Source organism: Halalkalibacterium ligniniphilum (assembly GCF_000334155.1).
GTDB lineage: Bacteria > Bacillota > Bacilli > Bacillales > Bacillaceae_D > Halalkalibacterium > Halalkalibacterium ligniniphilum.
In genome coordinates this window covers 1-26,187 of sequence record NZ_ANNK01000114.1, presented here as the reverse complement: position 1 = coordinate 26,187, position 26,187 = coordinate 1, and the positions used below count along the sequence as shown (strand labels likewise).

At 41.2% G+C, this 26,187-nt stretch carries 25 protein-coding genes; 24 read left to right on the top strand and 1 reads right to left on the bottom strand.

Annotated elements, in window-relative coordinates; translation table 11 throughout:
• Nucleotides 1-147: 147 nt before the first annotated feature.
• The 12 genes from spoIIP to deoC all read left to right on the top strand — a co-directional run bounded on the left by spoIIP (nt 148) and on the right by deoC (nt 14,291).
• Complete coding sequence (gene spoIIP / locus BLT_RS0114095; RefSeq protein ID WP_017728419.1) at nt 148-1,365, top strand: stage II sporulation protein P; 1,218 nt, start codon at nt 148-150, stop codon at nt 1,363-1,365.
• Nucleotides 1,362-1,706: a hypothetical protein gene (locus BLT_RS0114090; protein WP_017728418.1), complete on the top strand. Its 345-nt coding sequence runs from the start codon at nt 1,362-1,364 to the stop codon at nt 1,704-1,706. Before spoIIP ends, BLT_RS0114090 begins: the two co-directional genes overlap by 4 nt.
• A 325-nt stretch (nt 1,707-2,031) precedes the next feature.
• Nucleotides 2,032-3,861 carry a translation elongation factor 4 gene (lepA, locus tag BLT_RS0114085; protein ID WP_026105128.1) on the top strand — a complete coding sequence of 610 codons (1,830 nt, stop codon included), beginning with the start codon at nt 2,032-2,034 and terminating at the stop codon, nt 3,859-3,861.
• A 122-nt stretch (nt 3,862-3,983) separates the two neighbouring features.
• Nucleotides 3,984-5,132 carry a radical SAM family heme chaperone HemW gene (gene hemW, locus BLT_RS0114080; RefSeq protein WP_017728416.1) on the top strand — a complete coding sequence of 383 codons (1,149 nt, stop codon included), beginning with the start codon at nt 3,984-3,986 and terminating at the stop codon, nt 5,130-5,132.
• 203 nt (nt 5,133-5,335) lie between these two features.
• Nucleotides 5,336-6,367, top strand: a complete 1,032-nt coding sequence (hrcA, locus tag BLT_RS0114075) for a heat-inducible transcriptional repressor HrcA (protein WP_017728415.1) — start codon at nt 5,336-5,338, stop codon at nt 6,365-6,367.
• Between the two features lie 86 nt (nt 6,368-6,453).
• On the top strand, nt 6,454-7,044 hold the full coding sequence (grpE, locus tag BLT_RS0114070; RefSeq protein WP_017728414.1) for a nucleotide exchange factor GrpE: 591 nt from the start codon (nt 6,454-6,456) through the stop codon (nt 7,042-7,044).
• A 41-nt stretch (nt 7,045-7,085) separates the two neighbouring features.
• Nucleotides 7,086-8,918, top strand: coding sequence for a molecular chaperone DnaK (gene dnaK, locus BLT_RS0114065; protein ID WP_017728413.1), 1,833 nt, complete (start codon nt 7,086-7,088; stop codon nt 8,916-8,918).
• 168 nt (nt 8,919-9,086) lie between these two features.
• Nucleotides 9,087-10,199: a molecular chaperone DnaJ gene (gene dnaJ, locus BLT_RS0114060; protein WP_017728412.1), complete on the top strand. Its 1,113-nt coding sequence runs from the start codon at nt 9,087-9,089 to the stop codon at nt 10,197-10,199.
• A gap of 36 nt (nt 10,200-10,235) precedes the next feature.
• Entirely contained in the window at nt 10,236-11,171 is a 936-nt protein-coding gene (gene prmA, locus BLT_RS0114055; protein ID WP_017728411.1) for a 50S ribosomal protein L11 methyltransferase, read from the top strand.
• 84 nt (nt 11,172-11,255) lie between these two features.
• Nucleotides 11,256-12,008 (top strand): 16S rRNA (uracil(1498)-N(3))-methyltransferase, encoded by a 753-nt coding sequence (locus BLT_RS0114050; protein WP_017728410.1) that lies wholly within the window; start codon nt 11,256-11,258, stop codon nt 12,006-12,008.
• Nucleotides 12,009-12,013: 5 nt separating this feature from the next.
• Entirely contained in the window at nt 12,014-13,360 is a 1,347-nt protein-coding gene (gene mtaB / locus BLT_RS0114045) for a tRNA (N(6)-L-threonylcarbamoyladenosine(37)-C(2))-methylthiotransferase MtaB (protein ID WP_017728409.1), read from the top strand.
• Nucleotides 13,361-13,616: 256 nt separating this feature from the next.
• Nucleotides 13,617-14,291 (top strand): deoxyribose-phosphate aldolase, encoded by a 675-nt coding sequence (deoC, locus tag BLT_RS0114040; RefSeq protein ID WP_017728408.1) that lies wholly within the window; start codon nt 13,617-13,619, stop codon nt 14,289-14,291.
• Nucleotides 14,292-14,429: 138 nt separating this feature from the next.
• Here the strand turns inward: deoC and BLT_RS0114035 are convergent, their stop codons facing one another.
• A complete protein-coding gene (locus BLT_RS0114035) occupies nt 14,430-15,362 on the bottom strand; it encodes a Na/Pi symporter (RefSeq protein WP_017728407.1) in 933 nt (310 codons plus the stop codon).
• 300 nt (nt 15,363-15,662) lie between these two features.
• Between BLT_RS0114035 and rpsU the strand changes: the two genes are divergently transcribed.
• The 12 genes from rpsU to BLT_RS0113975 all read left to right on the top strand — a co-directional run.
• Nucleotides 15,663-15,836: a 30S ribosomal protein S21 gene (gene rpsU, locus BLT_RS0114030; RefSeq protein ID WP_003323311.1), complete on the top strand. Its 174-nt coding sequence runs from the start codon at nt 15,663-15,665 to the stop codon at nt 15,834-15,836.
• A gap of 21 nt (nt 15,837-15,857) precedes the next feature.
• Nucleotides 15,858-16,301, top strand: a complete 444-nt coding sequence (locus BLT_RS0114025) for a GatB/YqeY domain-containing protein (protein ID WP_017728406.1) — start codon at nt 15,858-15,860, stop codon at nt 16,299-16,301.
• A 233-nt stretch (nt 16,302-16,534) separates the two neighbouring features.
• A complete protein-coding gene (locus tag BLT_RS0114020; protein WP_017728405.1) occupies nt 16,535-17,299 on the top strand; it encodes an IclR family transcriptional regulator in 765 nt (254 codons plus the stop codon).
• A gap of 228 nt (nt 17,300-17,527) precedes the next feature.
• A complete protein-coding gene (locus BLT_RS0114015) occupies nt 17,528-18,247 on the top strand; it encodes a class II aldolase/adducin family protein (RefSeq protein WP_017728404.1) in 720 nt (239 codons plus the stop codon).
• A 31-nt stretch (nt 18,248-18,278) separates the two neighbouring features.
• Nucleotides 18,279-19,535 carry an aromatic ring-hydroxylating dioxygenase subunit alpha gene (locus tag BLT_RS0114010; protein ID WP_017728403.1) on the top strand — a complete coding sequence of 419 codons (1,257 nt, stop codon included), beginning with the start codon at nt 18,279-18,281 and terminating at the stop codon, nt 19,533-19,535.
• A gap of 109 nt (nt 19,536-19,644) precedes the next feature.
• The gene (locus BLT_RS0114005; protein WP_017728402.1) at nt 19,645-19,890 is read left to right on the top strand and encodes a hypothetical protein; all 246 of its coding nucleotides are present in this window, start codon (nt 19,645-19,647) and stop codon (nt 19,888-19,890) included.
• A gap of 16 nt (nt 19,891-19,906) precedes the next feature.
• A complete protein-coding gene (locus BLT_RS0114000) occupies nt 19,907-21,115 on the top strand; it encodes a Gfo/Idh/MocA family oxidoreductase (protein ID WP_017728401.1) in 1,209 nt (402 codons plus the stop codon).
• A 113-nt stretch (nt 21,116-21,228) separates the two neighbouring features.
• The gene (locus tag BLT_RS0113995) at nt 21,229-22,245 is read left to right on the top strand and encodes a Bug family tripartite tricarboxylate transporter substrate binding protein (protein ID WP_017728400.1); all 1,017 of its coding nucleotides are present in this window, start codon (nt 21,229-21,231) and stop codon (nt 22,243-22,245) included.
• Nucleotides 22,246-22,333: 88 nt separating this feature from the next.
• Nucleotides 22,334-23,821 (top strand): tripartite tricarboxylate transporter permease, encoded by a 1,488-nt coding sequence (locus tag BLT_RS0113990; protein WP_017728399.1) that lies wholly within the window; start codon nt 22,334-22,336, stop codon nt 23,819-23,821.
• Nucleotides 23,818-24,270, top strand: coding sequence for a tripartite tricarboxylate transporter TctB family protein (locus BLT_RS0113985; RefSeq protein WP_017728398.1), 453 nt, complete (start codon nt 23,818-23,820; stop codon nt 24,268-24,270). Before BLT_RS0113990 ends, BLT_RS0113985 begins: the two co-directional genes overlap by 4 nt.
• A gap of 72 nt (nt 24,271-24,342) precedes the next feature.
• Nucleotides 24,343-25,335 carry an ABC transporter substrate-binding protein gene (locus tag BLT_RS0113980; RefSeq protein ID WP_017728397.1) on the top strand — a complete coding sequence of 331 codons (993 nt, stop codon included), beginning with the start codon at nt 24,343-24,345 and terminating at the stop codon, nt 25,333-25,335.
• A 298-nt stretch (nt 25,336-25,633) separates the two neighbouring features.
• Nucleotides 25,634-26,187, top strand: a 554-nt coding sequence (locus tag BLT_RS0113975; protein ID WP_017728396.1) for an SDH family Clp fold serine proteinase, incomplete at its 3' end; no start/stop codon positions are given.

Below are 26,187 nucleotides of genomic sequence, written 5' to 3'. Positions count from 1 at the left end.
ACTTTATAAGCATGCATCCAAGCCAGTTGTAAAGAGTAATCGTTCATCTAGTTTTCTGTTCTAAGCGTTGTCCGAATGACATAAGGTTTTGATAAGGAAGATTTTATCCTAATGAAAAAAGGACAAGCGTAGACGGAAGGTGGAAATATGGCAAGAAATCGGTATAGAGGGTTTACCGTGAATTTAAATCAGACAAGCTTTAAACGCATTGTCGTCTCTGTCGTAATTGGAATCATCGCAATGTTTATTTTTGTTAGCATGTTAACCTCAATGGAGCCAGGTTATGGACTAGCCTCTTCATCCATCCATGAATGGGCGGCAGATATAAAAGGAGAACACCTTTTACACTTACTTGGACAAGAAAATAACTATTTCACCCAAGTCCTCCCACCTGACAGTGAGCCACCTAATCTTTCAACACTCGCCTTTCAAATAGCGACGAGCATTAATCCTGATGATCCGCGTAGCCTTCTAGGGCGTGAATTACCAGGGTTTGCACTGTTTGACGGCCATATTGTTGTTGCAGGAGAAGGAACAAATTACACCAATTTACCTGTCGAATCAGCCCCGCCGATCGATGTGATCATGGCTGAGCGTCAAGCAACGCAAGAAAGCTTAGCAAAACTTGAAGAGCTAGAACGGGAAAGTAAGCAACTGGAGGAAACAACTGATGGGCGAAAAATCGTTCACATTATCCATTCCCACAACTATGAATCGTATTTGCCTGAATTGGATGTTGAAGATTCAAGTGATCCGAACTTAGCCTTTCATAATAAAGTGAATATTACACTCGTTGGTGAGAAGATGTCGCAAGAGCTAGAGAAACGTGGCATTGGTACAGAAGTAGAAAAAAGGGATGTGCAAGGAAAGTTAAAAAGCCGTGGCTGGAACTATGGACAGTCCTACGATGCTTCAAGAGAGTTGGTGAAAGAAGCAATTGCCGCCAATGAGGACTTACAGTTTTTCTTTGATTTGCACAGAGACTCCCAGCGAAGAGAACGAACGACCGTAACAATCAATGGAGTAGAATATGCTCGGACGTTTTTTGTCATCGGTGCAAATCATAGCGACTATCAACACAACTTAAAATTAGCAGAGGACCTCCATAAGTTGTTACAAGAGCGGTATCCAGGGCTAAGCCGTGGGGTTATTACAAAAGGAGGTTCACGAACAAACGGTTTATTTAACCAAGATTTATCGACACAATCCATCCTAATTGAAATGGGTGGGGTGGACAATACGTTAGAGGAGACCTATCGTTCAGTTGAGGCATTCGTTGAGGTTTTTGCCGATTTTTATTGGAGCACGGAGCCGAATGTGAATGTTGAGACAGCGAGAAGAGACAAGGGGGAGGAGTCGGATTGAAAAAAATATTACTCCTCTCTATGACAATGGTACTCCTTTTATTAGCTGGAGCACTTTTTGGCGTTCAGCAAATGAGTGAAATCTTAGGGATATCTGAACCAGAGCCGATTACAATCCTAAAACAAAAGCCACAAAAAGAGGTAGCCCACAAGCAAGAAAAAGAGCCAGTGATCGAGGAATTAAAAGCAAAGCAGCAAAAAGCAAATGAAGTGGAACGATTTAATTTTTTTTCTGAGCTAGGAAAAAAGCTTGGCGAGGCCCTCCATCAATTAAGTAGAGCGGGGCTTTCACAGCTTTTGACATTGTTTCATGACGTATTAAATGGAGCTTCTGACCGTTAATGAGCGGACAGAAGCTCCATTTTATAACTGAAGGAAACTCGATGCTCACAGATCCTCTAGATTCAGACTATCTATATCTAACAGCAAATCCTAGCAATACGGTCCAAAATAGGCGAGGTCTATATTGAACGTTGTGATTTGGATTGCTATAATTGAGAATAGTGTATTTTGCACGATTGTTTGTAGGAGAAGTTGTTCAAAAATTTTTGGGAAAATGACTGTCGAATTTCTTCGTTCCATCCATTCGCTTTGATGGTTTTAGAACGGTTTCGTCTCGGACTTCTCGGTCCTTTTTTTCCTCTTTTTTGAACACGCACTAGGAGTGATTACGGATATGAATAAACAAGAACGTCTTGCCCGTCAGTCGAGAATTCGCAATTTCTCCATTATTGCTCATATTGATCATGGGAAATCGACTTTGGCTGATCGGATTTTAGAACAAACAAGCGCCTTAACACAGCGGGAAATGAAAGATCAAATGCTCGATGCGATGGATTTGGAACGTGAGCGTGGAATCACGATTAAATTAAATGCAGTACAGCTTGTGTATACAGCAAGGGATGGAGAAGAATATATCTTTCATCTCATTGATACCCCAGGACATGTGGATTTCTCCTATGAGGTTTCTAGAAGTTTAGCTGCTTGTGAGGGTGCCCTATTAATTGTCGATGCAGCCCAAGGGATTGAAGCACAGACGCTTGCAAATGTTTACTTAGCGCTAGACAACGACCTTGAGATTTTACCTGTTATCAACAAAATCGATTTGCCGAGTGCCGACCCTGAACGCGTTAAGCAAGAGGTGGAGGATGTTATCGGCTTAGATGCTTCGGATGCGGTTTTAGCATCAGCAAAAAATGGCATTGGTATCGAAGAGATTTTGGAGCAAGTGGTTGAAAAAATCCCAGCACCAGCCGGTGATCCCGAGGCTCCGCTAAAAGCGTTAATTTTTGACTCTCTTTATGACCCATATCGAGGTGTGGTTGCCTACATTCGTATTGTTGATGGAACCGTAAAGCCAGGGCAAAAAATTAGAATGATGGCCACAGGAAAAGAGTTTGAAGTAACAGAAGTAGGTGTCTTTACTCCGAAAGCGGAAAAACGTCAAGAGCTCACTGTAGGAGATGTTGGCTTTTTGTCAGCCGCAATAAAAAATGTAAGTGATACGCGGGTTGGTGATACGATTACGAGTGCCGCTAATCCAGCAGAAGAGCCATTACCAGGCTACCGTCGAATGAATCCAATGGTGTATTGTGGGCTGTACCCTGTTGATACAAATGAATACAATGACCTTCGTGAAGCACTTGAGCGTCTTGAATTAAATGATGCTTCTCTTCAATACGAGCCTGAGACGTCACAAGCCCTTGGCTTTGGTTTTCGCTGTGGCTTTCTTGGTCTGCTGCATATGGAAATCATACAGGAACGGATTGAACGTGAATTTGGCATCACACTTATTACGACGGCACCGAGTGTTATTTACAAGGTACAGCTAACGAATGGAGAGCATATCCAGATCGATAATCCATCCAATATGCCGGATGCCCAAAAGATTGACCATGTTGAAGAGCCATATGTTAAAGCGACAATAATGGTTCCAAATGATTACGTTGGATCAGTCATGGAGCTTTGCCAAGGGAAACGCGGTATTTTTATTGACATGCAGTACCTTGATGAAAACCGAGTTCAAATCATTTATGAAATTCCATTATCGGAAATTGTTTATGATTTCTTTGACCAATTAAAGTCTAATACGAAGGGCTATGCTTCCTTTGATTATGAACTCATTGGTTACAAGCAGTCTAAGCTTGTAAAGATGGATATTCTGTTAAATGGTGAAAAAGTCGATGCCTTGTCGGTCATCGTGCACCGAGATTCCGCATATGACCGTGGCAAGATCATTGTTGAAAAGCTAAAGGAATTGATTCCAAGGCAGCAATTTGAAGTGCCTGTACAAGCTAGTGTCGGAACAAAAATTATTGCACGTTCCACCATAAAAGCGATGCGCAAGAACGTTTTGGCTAAATGTTATGGTGGGGACATCTCCCGTAAGCGTAAACTTCTTGAAAAGCAAAAAGAAGGGAAAAAGCGCATGAAAGCGGTGGGGAATGTAGAAGTGCCACAAGAAGCATTTATGGCTGTCCTTCGAATGGATGACTAATTAAATAATGACTTTTCTAATGAGAACCTCTTGTATTGTGATCTACTCTACAAGGGGTTCAAGCTTTAAAAAAATCGTGCAATGGCGATAAATGGTTTTACCTTTAGAAAGGGGACGAGCAAATGATTAAAGCCGCTTATGTCCACATCCCTTTTTGTGAGCATATATGCCATTACTGTGACTTCAACAAAGTGTTTTTGAAGAATCAACCCGTTGATGAGTATTTGGATGCTTTAGAGGAAGAAATGAAGCGCACGTTAAGCGAAGCGCCTACTGATGCGTTAAAGACTGTCTTTGTCGGTGGGGGAACCCCTACAGCCCTCTCTACTCGCCAACTTGAACGATTGCTTGCTGGAATGGAGAGAACATTACCACTCATTTCTTTAGAAGAATTTACCTTCGAAGTGAATCCAGATAGCGTGGACCCAGATAAATTAGCCATACTAAAGGAGTATGGTGTGAATCGACTAAGCATGGGGGTTCAAGCCTTTCAACTTGAATTGTTGCAGGAAATTGGCCGAACTCATGATAAAAACAGTGTGATTGATGCACTAAAGCTTAGCCGAGCCGCTGGTTTTTCAAATATTTCTCTCGATTTAATGTTGGGTCTTCCTAAGCAAACACCGTCAATGTTTTATGAAACATTAAAAGAAGCATTTTCCCTTGAGGTTGAGCATCTTTCGTCTTATTCACTAAAAGTGGAAGAGAAGACGGTTTTTTTTAATCGTCAAAGAAAGGGACAGTTAACATTGCCGCCAGAGGAAGATGAAGTAACCATGTATGAAATGCTGTTGAAGGAAACGGAGCAGCATGGCTATCAACAGTATGAGATCAGCAATTTTGCAAAAAAAGGATTTGAAAGCAAACATAATCTCGTATATTGGAACAATGATGAGTATTATGGATTTGGAGCAGGGGCTCATGGTTATGTGAACGGTGTGCGCCATGTCAACCATGGACCTCTAGCAAAATATTTAGCCGCAATTCAATCTGGAAGCCTCCCTTATTTGGAAGAAAACCGTGTGAGTAAGGTTGAAAAAATGGAAGAGCAAATGTTTATGGGTCTGAGAAAGCGCTCAGGGGTTTCTGACAAAACCTTCTATAAACGATTTGGTGTCTCTTTTTTTGATCTCTACGATGAACAATTAAAGGATTTAACTGCCAAAGGGTTGATTGAAATGAAGGGAGATACGGTGAAACTAACGAAACAAGGAATGCTTCTAGGCAATGAAGTGTTTGAGCAATTCATTGCGGTGATTGAAGCATCATAAAGCGATATAAGTGGGAAAAGCTAAGGTCTCCGCCGAACGGCCGTCTTTGATGGTCGAAAAGAAAAAGCACTAAAAAGTCGTCTTTTTATTTGGTTTCTGGCGGAGACCAAGCTTTTCAAAATTGACAAACTCTGACCTTTTTGATAAGTTAGCATTAGATTTAGCACTCATATAGATAGAGTGCTAACAGAGGTGATGTGGGGATGTTATCAAAGCGACAGCTATTGATTCTACAGGCCATTGTTGATGACTATATTCGTTCTGCAGAGCCAGTTGGTTCGAGAAGCATTTCTAAGCGTGAGGATATAACATTTAGTCCGGCGACGATTCGCAATGAAATGGCGGATTTAGAAGAGCTTGGCTTTCTTGAAAAGCCCCATAGTTCATCTGGTCGGATCCCTTCGCAAAAAGGGTACCGTTATTACGTGGATCATTTGCTCATGCCACATAGGCTAACAAATGAAGAGCGCAAGAATATTGCGGCTCTTTTTACGCAAAAAATACAGCAAGTTGAAGAGGTTATTCAGCATTCTGCACAAATTTTATCAACCATTACGAGCTACATTTCCGTTGTCCTTGGACCAGAAATGTTTGAAACGAAACTTCGGAATGTGCAAATTATTCCCATTTCGAGTCAATCGGTTGTCGTCATTCTTGTGACTGATACAGGCTATGTAGAGAATCAGACGATTCACCTGCCTGACTCCGTCAATCCAGCTGACTTAGAAATGACCGTGAATATTTTGAATGACCGACTAACAGGTGTTCCTCTTTTTAAGCTTCGACACAAGATAAAAACAGAAGTTGCAAGTGTTCTTCGAGCTCATTTGAATAATTATGAATTGGTTCTGGAGATGTTAAATAAAACGTTCCAGACAGAGAAGCCTGAAAAAGTATTTTATGGTGGAAAAACAAACTTACTATCTCAGCCGGAATTTCGCGATGTGGAGAAAGTAAGAGACCTATTAACAATGCTTGAACAGGACGATTTGATGCACCAAATTATTCGCTCGAATGATAATGGGATTCATGTAAAGATTGGGCAAGAAAATAATATTGAAGCCTTTGAGCAACTAAGTCTGATCACAGCGTCTTATTCAATAGCCGGAAAGCATATGGGGACAATAGGTATCCTAGGTCCGACTCGAATGGAGTACAGACGGGCGATCGGTGTGATTGATTATTTGTCTAAAGACTTAACGAAGCTATTAACAAACTTGTATCAACAAGGGTAGGAATGGTAATATTGACAATTAGTGTGGGTTGAAAATCCACACTGTTGTCACGTAATAAAACAGATCACAATTAGGAGGTGAACAGGTTGGTAGATAAAAAACAGCCATCCGTTGAAGAAACGTTAAAGGAACAACAAGAAACAGAAGAAGAAAACGTCTTTGTGGAGGAGCAGGCCAACAACGAGGAAGAGCAGAAAGAAGCAGAAGAGGTTGAAGAAACTGAAGAGCAAAAGCAAATTGCGGAACTAGAAGCAAAAGTGAACGAACTAAATCAACGCCTTCTTCGTACACAAGCAGATTATGATAATTTTCGCCGTCGCTCTCGTGAAGAGAAAGAAGCGGCTGCTAAATATAGAGCGCAATCATTAGTGGAGGAACTCCTTCCTGTTTTAGACAATTTTGAGCGAGCGTTGCTTGTTGAAACCGAAAGTGAAGAAACGAAGTCTTTGCTTCAAGGTATGGAAATGGTTTACCGTCAGCTTCTAGATGCCTTAGTAAAGGAAGGGCTTGAGGTGATTGAAACGGTTGGGCAAACCTTTGATCCTCATTCCCATCAAGCGGTGATGCAGGTTCAGGAAGAAGGCTATGGTGCAAATGAAATTGTAGAAGAATTACAAAAGGGTTATAAATTAAAAGACCGAGTCATTCGACCATCAATGGTAAAAGTGAATGCTTGATTCGCTACATAAATTGGAACAATCAATAGGAGGAATAGACAATGAGTAAAATTATTGGAATTGACTTAGGAACAACAAATTCCTGCGTAGCTGTTATGGAGGGTGGGGAAGCGACGGTTATTCCTAATCCTGAAGGCAATCGTACTACACCTTCTGTCGTAGCATTTAAAGATGGAGAGCGATTAGTTGGTGAAGTAGCAAAGCGTCAAGCCATTACAAACCCAAATACAGTGATTTCGATTAAGCGTCATATGGGGACAGATTACAAAGAAGTCATCGAAGGGAAAGAATATACACCTCAGGAGATTTCAGCGATCATTTTACAAAAATTAAAGGCTGACGCTGAAGCATACCTTGGAGAAAAAGTAACGAAAGCTGTTATCACTGTTCCAGCATATTTTAACGATTCACAGCGTCAAGCAACAAAGGATGCTGGTAAAATCGCTGGTCTTGAAGTTGAGCGTATTGTCAATGAGCCGACCGCTGCTGCGCTTGCTTATGGTCTGGAAAAAGAAGAAGATCAAACGATTCTTGTGTATGACCTTGGTGGCGGTACCTTTGACGTATCAATCCTTGAGCTTGGCGATGGTTTCTTTGAAGTAAAGGCAACATCAGGTGACAATAAGCTTGGTGGAGACGACTTCGACCAAGTCATTATTGATTACTTAGTAGCTGAATTTAAAAAAGACAACGGCATTGACCTTTCACAAGATAAAATGGCGATGCAGCGTCTAAAAGATGCGGCAGAAAAAGCGAAAAAAGACCTTTCTGGTGTTACACAAACGCAAATTTCATTACCGTTTATTACAGCAGATGCTACGGGGCCAAAGCACTTAGAAGTAAGCTTAAGCCGTGCAAAATTTGAAGAGCTTTCAGCTGACCTTGTTGAACGTACGTTAGGACCAACTCGTCAAGCGCTTCAAGATGCAGGCCTTTCTGCAAGTGACATTGATAAAGTCGTTCTTGTTGGGGGTTCTACACGTATTCCAGCTGTACAAGAAGCAATTAAAAAATTAACAGGTAAAGACCCTCATAAAGGTGTAAACCCAGATGAGGTTGTTGCCCTAGGTGCAGCGGTTCAAGCTGGTGTCTTAACAGGCGATGTGAAAGACGTCGTACTTCTAGACGTTACTCCACTTTCACTTGGGATTGAAACAATGGGTGGAGTGTTCACGAAGCTTATTGAGCGCAACACGACGATCCCAACAAGCAAATCTCAAATTTTCTCAACTGCAGCAGATAACCAACCTTCTGTTGATATTCATGTTCTCCAAGGGGAACGTGAAATGGCAGCAGACAATAAAACGCTCGGTCGTTTCCAATTAACAGACATTCCACCAGCACCACGTGGTGTACCACAAATTGAAGTGACATTTGATATTGACGCAAACGGAATTGTAAATGTTAAAGCGAAAGACCTAGGTACAAATAAAGAGCAATCTATTACAATTACTTCTTCTTCTGGTTTGTCTGATGAAGAAATCGAAAAAATGGTCAAAGACGCAGAAGCAAATGCAGAAGAGGATAAGAAGCGCCGTGAAGAAGCGGAGTTACGTAACGAAGCGGATCAACTTGTCTTCACAACAGAAAAAACATTAAAAGACCTTGGTGAAAATATTGATCAAGCTGAAAAAGACAAAGCTGAACAAGCAAAAGACAAGCTGAAGCAAGCGATCGAAGCAAATAATTTAGATGAGATTCGCACTGCGAAGGATGAGCTTCAAGAAGTGGTTCAAGCTTTAACGACGAAGTTATATGAGCAAGCGGCTCAAGCTGCACAGGGCGCTGAAGGTCAAGCGGCAAATGATAAAAAGGCAGATGACAACGTTGTCGACGCTGAATATGAAGAAGTAAAAGAAGACGAGAAAAAGTAAGCAAGGTTCAATGAAAAAGTCAAAGTCAGTCATCATGGCTTTGACTTTTTCTACGACTAGAAAAAAATGACTCAATATTAAGGACCATCAATGCCTGCTCAGCGCTTGCGCAACCGCAAGTCGGAGTGGTAAGATGTACGTTATGTAATAGAATCGGGAGTGGATGACATGAGTAAAAGAGATTACTATGAAATCCTTGGGGTCGATAAGAATGCGTCGGTTGATGAGATAAAAAAAGCCTACCGTAAATTGGCGCGAAAGTATCACCCTGATGTGAACAAAGCACCTGATGCCACAGATAAATTTAAGGAAGTCAAGGATGCTTATGACACATTAAGTGACCCACAAAAGAAAGCACACTATGATCAATTTGGTCACACCGATCCAAATCAAGGATTTGGTGGTGCTGGTGCTGGAGACTTCGGTGGATTTAGTGACATTTTTGATATGTTCTTTGGCGGTGGTGGACGACGTAATCCAAACGCTCCACGTCAAGGTGCGGACTTACAATATACAATGACGCTTGAGTTTAAGGAAGCAGTTTTTGGCAAAGAAACAAAAATCGAAATTCCGCGTGAAGAGAAGTGCCAAACATGTACTGGTTCAGGGGCTAAGCCAGGAACAAAGCCGGAAACTTGTTCGCACTGTGGCGGTACAGGTCAATTAAACGTAGAACAAAACACACCATTTGGTCGTGTGGTAAACCGCCGTGTCTGTCACCATTGTGAAGGTACGGGTAAATTCATTAAAGAAAAATGCTCAACCTGTGGTGGAAAAGGGAAAGTACGGAAACGTAAAACAATCAATGTTAAGGTACCTGCAGGGATTGATCACGGGCAACAAATTCGATTATCTGGTCAAGGAGAAGCTGGTGTGAATGGCGGTCCTCCAGGAGATTTATATGTCGTCTTTAATGTAAAGCCACATGAATTTTTTGAGCGTGACGGTGACGATATTTATTGCGAAATGCCGCTTACTTTTGCCCAAGTTGCCTTAGGTGATGAGATTGAAGTTCCAACTTTAGAGGGAAAAGTGAAGCTGAAAATTCCAGCAGGCACACAAACAGGCACAAGCTTCCGTTTACGCGGCAAAGGGGTGCCGAATGTTCGAGGCAGAGGACAAGGGGATCAGCATGTACAAGTGCGTGTTGTTACTCCGACGAATTTAACAGAGAAAGAAAAGGAAATCATTCGAGAGTTTGCCGAGATGTCGGGCGGACAGCCGGATGAACAAAATGATTCCTTCTTCGCAAAAGTGAAGAGAGCCTTTAAAGGAGAATAGATTAAGCATTAAATCGAAAGGATGGAGTTGGGGAGAATGAAATGGTCTGAATTCAGTATTCATACGACACAGGAAGCAGTAGAGCCTGTCTGCAATATCTTACATGAGGCAGGTGCAAGTGGTGTTGTGATCGAGGACCCAAAGGACTTAGTGACGGAATGGGGCGTTCATTATGGGGAAATCTACCAACTCTCTCCTGACGATTACCCTGAAGAAGGCGTGATGATTAAAGCATATTTTCCAGTCAATAGCTTTTTAGGAGAAACCATTGATGAGATCAAAGAAGCGATTAATGGACTCTTGCTTTATGATATTGACCTTGGGCATAACAAAGTGCAGCTTGCAGAAGTTCATGAAGAGGAATGGGCAACTGCCTGGAAAAAATATTATAAGCCTGTGAAAATTTCAAACTCTATTACAATTACTCCAACATGGGAGGAGTATGAACCACAGCCTGGGGAAACAGTGATTGAACTTGACCCTGGTATGGCGTTTGGGACAGGAACTCATCCGACAACGGTGCTCTGCATTCAGTCCTTAGAAAAGGTAATGAAAGGTGGGGAGCGTGTAGTCGATGTAGGGACTGGCTCAGGTGTTTTAAGTATCGCTGCGGCAAAGCTGGGAGCGACAGAAGTCCTCGGTCTTGATTTGGATGAGGTTGCTGTCAAAAGTGCGCAAATGAATGTCAAATTGAACAAGGCTCAGGATGTTGTCACGGTTCGTCAAAATCATTTACTAGAGAGCGTAAAGGGTCCATATGACCTAGTCGTTGCAAATATACTTGCTGAGGTCATCGTCCGTTTTGTTGATGATGCGGCAGCGGTGCTTAAAGCTGGTGGAATTTTTATTACATCAGGTATTATTAAACGTAAAAAGGAAGAAGTGAAAGATACCCTCCTTCAACATGATTTTGAGATAGAAGAAGTCGTTGAAATGGAGGACTGGGTAGCAATTATTGCTAGAAAAGCGTAGGAGCTTTTGTCGATCTTATCATTTGTTGCTAATTTATATGTGTAATCTTGCTTTTAAAGTAAACCGTAAGTGAGGAAGATAGATATGCAGCGTTACTTTGTTGCAAAAGAAGCGATAACGACGAAAGAAGTGAAGATAACGGGTGATGATGTAAAGCACATTACGCGGGTCATGAGAATGCTGCCAGGAGATGAGATTGTCTGTAGTGATAATGACACAAGAACCGTTCGCTGCGTGATCCAATCGGTCTCAGATGCAGAGGTTATCGCTCAAATTGTTGAATCACTTGAACCGAATACAGAGTTACCAATCAAAGTGACGGTAGCTCAAGGTCTTCCAAAAGGGGATAAGCTTGAGCTTGTCATCCAAAAAGGAACTGAGCTTGGAGCATATGCCTTCCTACCTTTTTCAGCTGCCCGGTCTGTTGTAAAATGGGATCAGAAAAAGGAAAAGAAGAAGCTAGAGCGACTTGAAAAGATCGCGAAGGAAGCGGCAGAACAATCTTATCGGGAGAGGATTCCAATCATTCACCCCTCCCTTTCTTTCTCTGAGTTGCAAAAGCGTTTACCTGAGTATGATCGCTGTGTTGTTGCGTATGAAGAATCAGCCAAAGAGGGTGAAGCAAAAGCACTCTATGCTACATTAAGCAGGCTAGCGCCTGGTGAATCTCTCCTTGTGCTTATTGGCCCTGAAGGTGGATTTACGAAGGAAGAGATTGCTTATTTAGAGGGGTCTGGTTGTGAGCTTTGTGGATTTGGACCGAGGATTTTACGAACAGAAACAGCCCCACTGTATGTTTTAGCGGCTGTCTCGTACCATTTTGAGTTAATGAGGTGAACATCATGCCTACAGTTGCATTTCAAACCTTAGGCTGTAAAGTAAATCATTATGAAACAGAAGCCATCTGGCAGCTATTCAAAGAAGAAGGCTATGAAAAGGTCGACTTTGAAGCAGCAGCCGATGTCTATGTGATTAATACATGTACGGTAACGAATACAGGTGATAAAAAGAGTCGACAAGTCATCCGACGAGCGATCCGTAAAAATCCAGATGCTGTAATTTGTGTTACGGGCTGCTACGCTCAGACGTCACCAGCTGAAATCATGGCGATACCTGGTGTTGACATTGTTGTAGGGACGCAGGAACGTAAAAAAATGCTTACTTACATTGAACAATATAAGCAAGAGCGCCAACCGATTAATGGGGTAGGAAATATTATGAAATCTCGTGTGTATGAGGAATTAGATGTTCCTGCCTTTACAGATCGTACGCGTGCTTCATTGAAAATCCAAGAAGGCTGTAATAACTTCTGTACGTTTTGTATTATTCCTTGGGCTCGTGGATTAATGCGTTCACGTGACCCTAAAGCAGTGATTAAGCAGGCGAACCAGCTTGTGAAAGCAGGCTATAAAGAAATTGTTTTAACAGGGATTCATACAGGTGGCTATGGTGAAGACTTAAAGGATTACAGCTTAGCCCGGCTATTAGAAGACTTAGAGCAAGTTGAGGGCTTAAAGCGTATTCGTATTTCTTCGATTGAAGCAAGTCAAATCACAGATGAAGTGATTCGGGTCATTGACCGTTCAAAAAAAGTGGTTCGTCACCTGCACATTCCGCTTCAATCTGGCTCTGATACCGTGCTTAAGCGGATGCGACGCAAATATACGATGGCATTTTTTGCTGAACGACTAGAACGCTTGAAGGAAGCACTTCCAGGCTTGGCTGTGACGTCTGACGTGATTGTTGGGTTTCCAGGTGAAACGGAAGAAGAATTTCAGGAAACGTACGATTTTATTGCTAAGCATAAATTCTCAGAATTACACGTATTCCCATATTCGAAGCGTACGGGCACACCTGCAGCTCGCATGGAAGATCAAGTCGATGAGGTTGTGAAGAACGAACGTGTTCATCGCTTAATTGAATTATCGAATCAGTTAGCGAAAGAGTATGCATCCCAATTTGAAGGGGAAGTCCTTGAAATTATTCCAGAAGAAAAGGACAAAGAAAACCCTGAGAGTGGTCTATACATCGGTTACAGCGACAACTACTTAAAAGTAAAGATCGCTGCAAATGATGAAATGATTGGTGAGATCGTAAAAGTAAAAATCACGAAAGCAGGCTACCCTTACAACGAAGGAGAATTTGTTCGTGTTGTCACGGATGAATTGACCCCTGTAGTGAATGGTTAAAATAGAACGAAAGCGACGAGGACGTATTCCTTGTCGCTTTCTTATGTTGATTGATGGAACATGTCGACGAAACGCCTTGTGGCTTTTATAGGTAAGTTAGCCTTTACAGTATTATGTAGATATAATTATTGTGTAAAAAAATGGAAAACGAGGCATACTACTAGGTGAGAAAATCGTAACTGCTCGTCTAAATAACGAAAATATGCTACGCTATAGAAGAGGTACGTACAACTGAAACAAAAAAGGAGAATATACAATGAGTCAAACACTTGCCAAGATGATCGATCATACACTTTTAAAAGCAGATGCAACCAAAGAGCAAATTGAAAAGCTTTGTTCAGAAGCGAAAGAACATGAATTTGCTTCTGTATGTATTAATCCAGCTTGGGTAAAGCTTGCAGCAGAGTTGTTAAAAGAAGCTGAAAATGTAAAAGTTTGTACAGTCATTGGTTTTCCACTTGGTGCAACCACACCAGAAGTTAAAGCATTTGAAACAAGAGATGCGATTGAGAATGGTGCGACAGAGGTTGATATGGTTATCAACATCGGTGCTTTAAAGGACAAAGACAATGAACTTGTTGAGCGTGACATTCGTGCTGTGGTTGAGGCAGCAAGAGGAAAAGCATTAACAAAAGTAATTATTGAAACGTCTTTGCTTACAGAGGAAGAAAAAATCCGGGCTTGTGAATTAGCTGTCAAAGCAGGTGCAGATTTTGTTAAGACGTCTACTGGTTTTTCTACAGGTGGTGCGACTGTTGAAGACATCGCTCTTATGAGAAAAGTGGTAGGACCTGAATTAGGTGTGAAAGCATCTGGTGGCGTACGCGACCTTGAAGGCGCCCTTGCGATGGTTGATGCTGGTGCTACGAGAATTGGTGCAAGTGCTGGTGTATCCATTGTAAAAGGCGAAAAAGCAGATTCGGATTATTAATTAAAAAGTAACGAACCCCATTGTATCGAAAGATATGGAATGGGGTTCGTTGCTTTTGCAGGCTAGAAGAAGTGTCAGGCTGTTTGATAGGTAAAACATGTGAAAGTATTTTCAAAAAGAAATAACCTTAAATGGTTGCTACCTTTTCTGACCATGAATAATTTCGATAAAGCTCGCAAAGCGGTTGATAAAAGGCAGCATTAAAATTGAGCAAATCATGTTAAATAACGTACTTGCGTGGGCAAGCTGTGTAGATGGTAAGGATGCAAGAGTACTGACAAATGAGCTAAACAAGCCGATCAATGGAAAGAAAAGTACGACACCGATGATGTTTAACCAAATATGGGCAAAGGCTACAAGACGAGCTGATTTTACAGAGCCAATACTAGCTAGAAAAGCCGTAAATCCTGTCCCGATATTTGATCCTAGCATGATTGCGATGCCTGCTGTCAAACTGAGGATATGCTCATTCATAAACCCCATAGCGATTGCTGTCGTAGCCGTGCTTGATTGGATGATGGCTGCAATAATGACGCCAATCCCGACACCGATTAGTTCGTGTTCATTTGTTAATGTGAAAAGTGGATGCGTGAACGGAAGGCTTGCAAGGGGATATGCAAGGGTTTCTAGTCCATTCATTGCAATGAATACACAACCTAAGCCGAACGAAACACAACCTAGGCAGTAAGCCCATAGCTTAGGAATAAAAAGCAATAAAAAACCGATGAAAAGCATTGGGAAGATAAAAAAGGATAAGTTTAATGCAATTAATTCAGTTGTCAGGCATGTCCCAATATTTGTACCAAGGATGAGTCCGATCGATTGTCGAAAGTTTAAATATCCTGCGGCAACAAAACCAACCGTTATCACCATTACGGCTGAACTGCTTTGAAGAATTGCAGTGATGATTGTTCCAATTAGCAGCCCTTTAAAAGGTGTATCGACCATCTGGATAAGGTATTCTTTTACTTTTTGTTGACCTAGATTTAATAACCCCGTTCTCATGATTGTAATACCAAATAAAAAAAGGGAAATAAAAACAGCGAATAATGAAAATAACTCTTTGGCCATTATACCACCTCCATACAATTTATGGACAAGGCATTCAGTTCATGACTAAATCAACTAAAAATTCAAGCCATGGATTTAGAGATAGACATAAAGAGGAGTGGTCATTATGTAGGTAAAAAAGGTGACTTTTTAGCAACGTTGCAGTTCGTTAGTTCATTTTAAGCGGAAAGATAATCAGTGTATCTTTTAAAGAACCTTTGCTTTTTCAGTTGACCAATAAATTCCGTTATATTATAATCAATAAAGACGTGCATTCAGTTCATACGTCTGAGTTGGTTGTTTCGGAGGGAGGGAAATAATATGGCAGAAACTCGTGTTCGCAAAAACGAATCGATTGATGCTGCACTTCGTCGCTTCAAGAGATCACTCTCTAAAGAAGGAACGTTGGCTGAGGTTAAAAAGCGTAAGCACTATGAAAAGCCTAGTGTTAAGCGTAAGAAGAAATCTGAAGCAGCAAGAAAACGTAAGTTCTAATTAACTGAGAGGGTGTTTTGAGTGAGTCTTCTTGATCGTTTGAATGAGGATATGAAGAAAGCGATGAAGGACAAAGATAAGCAAAAGCTCTCTGTTATCCGAATGGTAAAATCTTCACTTCAGAACGAGCAAATCAAGCTCGGGCATGAATTATCTGAAGATGAAGCGTTAACGGTGCTTAATCGCGAACTTAAGCAGCGGAAGGATTCCCTCCATGAGTTTGAAAAAGCAAACCGAGAAGATTTAGCTTCCAAGATCCGTGATGAACTTACGGTTCTTGAAGATTACATGCCTGAACAGCTTTCAGAAGAAGAGCTATCTGCAGTGATTAAGGAAACGATCACGGAAGTAGGGGCTGCTTCAAAAGCGGACATGGGTAAGGTAATGGGAGCGATCATGCCAAAGGTTAAAGGTAAAGCTGATGGTGGTCTTGTGAATCGTCTCGTTCAACAACATTTATCCTAAAATGATAAGCGTCCTGCTGAATTTTTAGCAGGGCGTTTTTAATTTGGGTAAAATGCGAAATTAAAGGCATGGTTCAATGGTTTTAGGCTCATTTTTAGTGTAGGACAATGTCTCTTTATGCTGCTTTTGCAACGGTTCTTTTATACATATGCATTGAAATTAAAGGGAAAGTAAGATATAAGGGTAAGAGATGAAAGAAAGCAGTGTGCTCATAGATGTTGGGGGGAAGTCACATGAAAGAAAGAGACTCTAAAGTACAATCAGTGGAGAGAGCGATGTCTATCTTAGAATGCTTTACGATTGAGGAGCCTGAACAATCACTTAGTGAATTATCAAAAAAAACCGCATTGAATAAAAGCACCGTGTATCGCCTTTTGGCAACATTAGAAAGTATGGATTATATAAAGCAAAACGAACTAACCTCCAAATACAGCTTGGGGTTCAAATTTTTCCATCTCGGTTCCGTTGTGATGAGTAATATGGAGCTAAGGACCATTGCCTATCCATTTATGAAGGAACTATCTGAAAAGACGTTAGAAACAATAAGTTTAAATATTGTTGAAGGCGATGAGCGCGTTTGTATTGAAATTGTAGAAAGCCCCCTAGCCATTCGGAATTTTAGCAAAGTTGGTCAAAGAAATAGACTGTGGGTTGGAGCATCTGGAAAAGTTTTATTAGGATCTCTTAAGCCTGAGGAACAGCGTCACATCTTGACAAACGCCATCAAAAATAACTTAATTGAAGAAGACGTAGATAAGCTCCAACAAGAACTTTCAGAAATTCAGCAGCAAGGCTATGCTGTTGTAATTAATGAGCGGGTTGATGGTTCATTTGCAGTGGCAACACCTATTTTTGATTATAAAGGGCAGCTAGTAGGTTCATTAACAGCTGCTGGTCCCCTTCAGCGATTAAGTGATGACAGAATTCCGCTATTAATTGAACAAGTCGTGAAAACAGGACATAGTGTTTCCGAGTCGTTAGGTTATAAGCTTGAGTAGTATAAAGCTTACAGGTTCGTTCATCGGAGCTTTTTAAGTGACTTCAACGTTTAGTTGAGGTCAATTTTTTTTTGCTCAACAAATGTATTTAATTTTAATTTTTTTTATTGTCCGACTATTGAAAATGGTTAAAAACGATGATAATATACATATAAAGTTTCATATTGAGAAATGAATTTCGTATTATGAAACAAATGAAGTGTGATGATTAAAAAAGGGGGAATCGATTTGACGGATCAGGATATGAACGAATTAAAGCTTGAGTTAGCAAAATCAATAAGAATGCTAGAAAACATACAATTACTTGATATGAATGGGCATGTAAGTGTTCGTGTGCCAAACAGTGAGTATTTTTTAATTAATGCGAGGAAAGCAAGCAGAGCGTCTATCTCAGTAGAAGAAATTGTTATGTGTGATATGGATGGAACGCTAGTTGAGGGAGAGTTAGAACCGCCAAGTGAACTGCATATCCATAATGAAATTTATAAACGGAGAAAGGACGTCTCATCCATCTGTCATGGACACCCACATTGGCAAACTGTACTTGGAATTGCCGATATACCGATTAAACCTGTGTTTTCAATCGGTTCATTCGTGAAAGCGTTTACCTATTTTGAAGACTCTAGTTTGATTAACTATTCAGAAGTCGGGCAAAAGCTAGCTGAAGCACTTGGAGAAGACACCGTCATTCAATTAAGACACCATGGCAGTGTCGTTGTGAGTACCGACATTAAATCAGCCTTTGCAACCGCAGTCTATGTTGAGGAGCATGCGAAGAAGCTATATTATGCGGCACTTTTAAATCCAAAGCACAAGGTGTTAGAAGGTGACAATTATAGACGAACAAGTGAGACAGCTTGGTCGCCAAGCATTGTACAAAAAGTGTGGAATTATTACGAAGAGAAAGCTGATATGGAAAATGTGTTTAAAGGGATTCTCGGAAAATAAATACACTACGCAGACTTAAGGAGGAATTCAGATGATAAGTGCAGCGCAAAACAAAAAGATTACTCAAGTTGGACCAGGAACACCGATGGGGAATGTGTTACGTCATTATTGGTATCCCGTTGCGGCTACGTCAGAGATGGAAAATAAGTACACAAAAAAGGTTCGATTGCTTGGTGAAGACTTAGTCCTATTCCGTGACAAATCAAACAATTTAGGGTTGGTACAAGAACGGTGTCCACATCGTGGCGTTTCGCTAGCAACAGGTTTTCCTGATGAAGAAGGGATTCGCTGTCCATACCATGGGTGGTGTTTCGATAATAAGGGAAATTGTACGGACCAGCCGAATGAGCCTGAAACAAGCACATTTAAAAATCGAGTAAAAATCAATGCGTATGAGGTTCAGGAGCTAGGCGGATTGATTTGGGGCTACTTAGGTCCAAAACCAGCACCACTTTTACCGAAATTCGATGGCTTTGTAGCCGAAAATGCCATTCGTATGATTGGTCATGCAACACTTCCAGTTAATTGGGTTCAAGTAATGGAAAACTCCCTTGATCCAGCGCACACAGAATGGCTTCACGGTCACTTCGATAACTTTGTAAAGGAACAGCGTGGAGAGGCAACAAGTAATGCATTTATCCGCCATCATAAAAAAATTGCCTTTGATACATTTGAGTATGGCATTGTAAAGCGCCGTTTGTTTGAAGGTCAGTCTGAAGACAGTGATGATTGGAAAGTTGGCCATCCCATTGTCTTTCCATATATCCTTGCTGTTGGCGGAACAGGCGGCGAAGGAAGCTATGCGTTTCAAATGAGAATTCCAGTGGATGACCATACAACTTGGCATGTTTGGTATCAAGCATATGCTCAAGAGCCTGAAGTAACTATTCCAGAGGCGCTTAAGGACGTTCCTCTTTATGAGGTTCCTTATTTGGATGAAAACGGAGACTATCTTGTTGACTATATTGACGGTCAGGATATCATGTGCTGGATTACTCAAGGCCCAATCGCTGATCGGACAGATGAAAAGCTCGGAACAACAGATAAAGGAGTTATCCTTTTCCGACAAATGTTAAATGAACAAATCAATAAGGTAGAGCGGGGAGAAGATCCGATCGGTGTGATCCGTGACGAAGCAAAAAATCAATTTATTGAACTACCATTAGAAAAGAAAAAGCATCATTATAGTGATGGGTTTGGGGTGATTACAAAGCGCTTCCAAACGAGGTTCTCTCCGATTGTAGAAGAACTTATTGAGTTTTACGAAAAAGAAAAAGTGAAAATGTAGCCTCCTTCGGATTTGAGAAGACGTTCTCTCAAAATGAATGAGAACGGACGGTAATCTTTAAAATGAGCTTTCAAAGGGAGCAAAGCATCTTTTACGAGGAGGAGGGCATATGGCGGAGCAATTAAAAGCCAAACAACAAAGACTTCCAAGCAGCATTAAACAATTAAATGAGTATTATCAACCAAACATTTATTATTGCCCATATTGTGGTAATGCCTTACAGGAGGATAAAAGTTTTGTTTTGGAATATTGGAACTCTGAGCAAGACATTTATTTTTGCTGGTGTCACGAGTGTGGATGGAGAGGTGAAATTACAAAGGTTCTAAAAGTTACAACGACTGAAATCGATGAATAGATAGAGAGGGATAAGGATGATGCACGGTTCTAGAAGTGATCTCCCTGAAATAAAAATTGGAATTGTTGGCTTAGGTAACGCAGGTAGCTCATTGCTACCTGCGATCAAAAAACATCCACATGTTTCCGTAACAGCAGCTTGCGGGAGAAGCAAAGAACGACTGGAGAAATTTGCAAAAGATTTTAATGCTGATACGTTTTTTAATGTGGAAGAGATGTGTAAAGGTGATGTCGTTGATGCCGTGTACATTGCCAGCCCGACAGAATTACATGCCTCACATGTTCAAGCAGCTTTAGAGCTTAAAAAGCATGTGATTGTGGAAAAACCAATGGCTGTTACGTTGGAACAATCTACAATGTTGATTGAATTGGCAAAGAAAAATGGTGTTCAGTTAATTGTTGGTCATTCCCACAGTTTTGAGCCGCCCATTCAAAAAATGAGAGAGGTTATTAAAAGTGGAGAATTAGGCGAAGTAAAGATGATTAATAATTGGTATTTTAACGACTGGATCTACCGTCCAAGAACCCCAGATGAGCTGAATACAGAGCTAGGGGGCGGTATTACGTATCGTCAAGGTTCGCACCAGTTTGATATTATTCGTTATCTTGGTGGGGGCTTACTAAGAAGCGTCCGTGCCATGACTGGGGCTTGGGATGAAGAGCGACCGACTGAAGGGGCTCATGCTGTTTTTCTTGAGTTTGAAAACGGTACAGCGGCAACCGCTGTTTACAATGGATATGATCACTTTCATTCAACAGAATTAACATTTGGCATTGGTGAAGGAGGGCCTTCAGTTCAGTCGGCAAAATACGGCCACTCACGTCTAGCGATCAGAAACCTTTCTAATCCAGAGGCAGAACAAGAATTAAAAAGTCAAAAAGGATATGGTGGTTCGAAGGCAAAAAAATATGCTGAAGAAAAGCACCATCAGCCATTTTTTGGCTTAACAATTGTGAGCTGCGAACGAGGAGATATTCGTCAATCTCCCAATGGGATCTATGTGTACGGAGAAGAAGAAAAATATGAAATTACCTTGAATGACGAAACAGGAAGAGATGCGATGATTGCAGAACTTTATAATGCAGTTGTTCATGGGAAGAAGGCGATTCACGATGGTGAATGGGGCAGAGCGAATTTAGAGGTCTGTATGGCTGTGTTAGAATCTGCAAGGGAAAGAAGGGAAGTGTATTTATCGTACCAAGTTTCAAATGATGACAAAGGCTAACAAAATAGCCGCGTTTTTTGCATTACAACGTTCTCTATTAACCCATTAAAATTTTAAAGTGAATTGAAAGCGTATACAAAAGGGCAACAAACTACTATTTAGGAGGAAGATCTATGAAGACACTTTATTGTCGCAGTTTACTGGCTATCTCCTGTTTTATGCTTTTATTATTAATGGCTGCCTGTAATTCTTCAAGTGCGAATGACACCGCAGGGGAAGGTTCAGCGAATGATTACCCTACAAAGGATATTGAGTTTGTGGTTGGCTACAATCCGGGAGGAGGATATAGTGATTACGCTCAAGCGCTAGCACCATTTATTGAAAAGCATTTGCCAAACGATGTGAACGTTCTTGTCCGTCATATGCCTGGTGCAGGGAGTGTAACAGCTGCCAACTTTGTTCAAAATGCTAAGCCAGATGGATATGTGATTGGCATCTATAATGTTAATGGCTTAGCGCCGACTCAAGTGTCTCAAAATGTTGCCTATGATTTAAGGACAGTTTCGTGGTTAGGCCGTGTTTCTGCTGATAACAATATCGCTCTAGTGAGTGAATCAAGTCCCTACAACTCAATTGAAGATTTAGACACAAATAAAAAATACGTTGTATCGACGAAAGGTCTACAGTCCCAAGATACAATTGCTGGAGCGGTGACACTTAGTGAGTTAGGGATTGACTGGGAACCTTTGAATCATCAGGGGACGGGTGAAGCAGCATTATCTGTTATCCGTGGAGATGCGGATATTATTTGGAGCTCCTATGAAAGTGTTTATCAATATGTAGCAAGTGGTGATCTTAAGCCACTGATCTTTTATGGGGATGAGCACCATCCTGATTTTCCAGACGTTCCAATCCCATCTGACATTGGACTATCACCAGAAATCAACGAGGGCTTTAATGCACAGCGTTTAATTGGTGCTCCACCGGAATTACCAGAGGATATAAGGGCAACGTTGGAAGAAGCGATTAAGAACGCAATCGAAGATCCTGAGTTTCATGAGCAAATGGAAAGAATGGAGAGAACAGTTTTCTACTTAGATGCTGAAGGCTCAGCAGAGATTGCTGAAAGTGCATTAAGTGGGTTTACAAAATTCCAAAGTATTGTTGATGAGTTATATAGTCAACAATAAGACCTTTGAAAGGGTATTGGAAGCGTATTCCCTACCCTTTCATTTTTTTTTACAGATATTTAAATGTTGGATATAGGAGGTGGGTAATTTGGCATTTCTATCACAATTTGGTGCTTTATTTACATGGGAACTCATGTTGCTCATGTTATGCGGTGTTCTATTAGGTTTAGTAATAGGAACATTACCAGGACTTGGCGGGGGTGTTGCCTTAGCTCTTCTTATTCCCATTACATTTGGTATGAGCGCACAAGAAGCAATTGTTTTGTTACTAGCAGCCTATGGAACAGTGACCTATGGTGGGTCGATTACAGCGATCTTAATTAACACCCCTGGCGAAGCCTCAAACGCCGCAACCACTTTTGATGGTTTCCCGTTGGCGCAGCAAGGTAAGGGTGGCATGGCGATTACAGTAGCTGTGTTATGCTCGGCAATAGGTGGAATAATCGGCTTTATCTTGTTAGCGCTATTAATTCCTGTTGCCAGACAGTTAGTTATGGCGTTTTCCTATCCGGAATTTTTTATGTTAGCCGTTTTTGGGCTAACTATTATTGCTGTTGTAACAAAAGGGAATGTGTTTCGAGCCCTAATTTCAGCATTGTTTGGTCTAATGCTTGCTTTTATAGGGACAGATCCGACGGTAGGAAGCCCGCGATTTACATTTGAAACCACCTATCTTTGGGATGGGATAGCGATTATCCCTGTTATTATTGGTTTGTTTGCCATTACAGAAGCTTTCGATCTTTATTCTAAAAAAACGGCCATTGCGAAAGAATTAAAAGTAAAAGATAGAGGCGTACGTGAAGGAGTTGCAGCGCTTGTTAAAAACTATTGGCTATTTTTGCGATCGTGCTTAACAGGCTTTTTTATAGGGATAGTTCCAGGTGTCGGTGGAGTCGTTGCTAGCTTTATGGCATATGGGACGGCTGTTCAGATGTCAAAGACTCCAGAAAAATTTGGGAAGGGCGCCATTGAAGGGGTCATTGCTGTTGAGGCAGCAAATGATGCCAAAGACGGTGGAGCATTACTTCCAACACTCGCTTTTGGGATTCCAGGGAGTGCTGCGATGGCTGTATTTATAGGGGGCCTTATTATGCATGGGTTAGCTCCTGGGCCAGAAATGTTAACGAGAAATCTTGACATGACTTATTTTCTTATAGCAGCTGGGATTGTTAGTAAAGTTGTCGCATTGGCGGTTGCGCTGTTAATTGGAACACGCCTTGTCTTTATAACAAAAGTTCGTGGCTCATTAATGGCTCCAGGGGTTATTGGAATTTCTTTAGTCGGTGCATATGCGTTAAATGGTAACCCATGGGATGTGGTTATAGCCTTACTTTTTGGAGTAATTGGAATGTATATGCGTAAATTCTCCTATTCAGCGATTGCTCTTACGATTGCTTTAGTTCTTGGGGGACTTGTTGAATCCTCCTACCATCAAACGATGGTTTCTTTTGGCGTAAGTGGTTTTTTCACACGACCAATTGCAGTAATCTTACTTATACTTACAATTATTTCCCTCGCTTTACCGCTCATTAAAAAGAAAGTGCGTAGTGTGAAAGAGGGAGGGGTGAATCTATGATAACAATTAATGAGAGAAGTATTTTTTCATTTTTCATTTTTCTTTTTGCGGCTGTCCTTCTCGTCAATTCTAGCGATATGCAAGGAAATGTCATTCTTGTCCCGAGAATCGTTGGGTTTATTTTATTGGTTTTCTCTGGTGTACAATTTCTATTAGATCTGGTGCCTGGTATAAGAAGAGCGATTCCTTTCTTAAATAAAGACTTAGAGGATGATGCAGAAATTCTAAAAGGACTAGGCAAACGATTTCTTTTTATTGGGTGGATGGTGTTGTTTGTTATTTTGATCTTTTTTACGAGTATGATTTGGGCAACGGCCATCTCCTTTTTTCTTTATCTTAAGTGGATTTCAAAGGAAAGCTGGAAGCTTTCCATTATCTATACGTCTATTTTTACAACAACGATTTATTTTGTTTTTGTCGTTGCAATGGGTATTTACTATTTCTTGTAAGCTTATGGAATGTTCAACATTGATTGAGATAAGGCTTTATACAAACTCGAAGTGTAGCGGAGGTATTGTGTCATGACAAAATTAAAGTTATCATTCGGCTGCTGGGATTATGATCGGATACGTGCCTTAACGGATGGCACGGTAAAAGCGGAGGGAATTGAGCTTAATTGGCTGAACATGCCTGTGGAAGAAACGTTTTGGCGAATGATGCGTCACCAAGAGTTCGATGTTGCAGAGTTGTCCTTTTCTTCCTATTTAATCGCTCGGGACCGCGGCTTTCCGAATTTTTCAGCCATTCCTGTCTTTATGTCAAGGTCCTTCAGACACTCTGGGATTTATATCAATAACCATGCAGGAATCAAAGAGCCTGCCGACTTGATTGGAAAACGGATTGGGATTCCTGAGTATCAGCTGTCGGCGTGTGTATGGATTCGTGGGATTCTCCACCATGAGTACGGCGTGTCGCCATCAAGTGTTCAATGGTTCACGGGTGGACAGGAGAAAGCAGGGCGTGTTGAAAAAATCAAGCTTGATTTACCATCTTCAATTAGTATCGAGCCGATTCGAGACGATCAAACATTGAATGAAATGTTAGAATCTGGTGAAATTGATGCCTTTATCGCCCCAAGAGCCCCATCCTGCTTCCTAAAAGGTTCACCGAATGTGTCGCGACTTTTCTCGGATCATGTAGCGGCAGAAAAAGAGTATTTTAAGAAAACGGGAATTTTCCCGATCATGCATGTTGTGGCGATCAAAGACGAAATATTAGAAAAAAATCCTTGGGTAGCTGCAAACCTATATAAAGCGTTTGTTGAGTCAAAGGAAAAAATCTATGAGGGCTTTCATCAAACTGCCGCGTTGAAAGTGACGCTACCGTGGTTGGTTTCAGAGATTGAACGAACGAAAGAAATTATGGGTGAAGACTTTTGGCCGTACGGTTTAGAGCAAAATCGCGCGACGCTCGAAGCATTTGTAACCTATTCCTATGAACAAGGATTAATTAAAAATAAGCTAGCGGTTGATGATCTTTTCGTAAAGTCAACGCTAGAAGAATATGTACTTTAAAGCTTTATATTAACGAAGTCACAGCGGCAATTCGTCTTGGGAAGGACGGGTTGCTTTTTGTGCTGGGCAAGTGATTGACTTGTGATGCTTTTAGACCTCTTTAATTTTAACAGACGTGATCCCTATTTCTCATAGAAATTTACCCATAATGTTTTTCTTTTTAGCACTTTGTTCGGTACAATAGGAGTAAGCAACCTTTTTAGAATAAACGGTTATAAATTAAAAATCGTGAAACCTTTTGTCACTACATAACGTAAAAGGAAGTATCACTCATTAAGAAAGGGGGAGGGTGAATGAAATGAGACGCAATGCTCGGATGTTAGGTTTTATTGCCTGCATCCTTATCGCTTTTTTATTACTTCCGTTTCAGCTTTTGGCCCAAGGTGAAATGCGAACATTGGATCAATCACTTGTCTATTACATTCCTGTCGAGCAGGAAGTGGAGCGTGGCCTAGAAGCATTTTTACAACGTTCGATAACATCTGCAGTTGAAGAAGGGGCAGACCACATCGTACTGGAGATCAATACCCCAGGTGGTCGCGTTGATGCGGCAAATAATATGGCAAATATTATGCGCAATACAGAGATTCCTATTACTGCCTATGTAACAAACGATGCCATTTCTGCAGGTGCTTACATTGCTCTCAACGCCGATCAAATTGTAATGGCACCAGGTGCAACAATGGGTTCAGCGGCTGTCATTGATGGTGCAGGTAACGCAGCTGATGAGAAAACCCAATCTTATTGGCTAGCAGAAATGAGTGCCGCTGCTGAACTGAATGACCGGGATCCTAAGTATGCTTTGGCAATGGCTGATCGAAGCATCGAAATTCCTGAATTAGGGGTGACAAG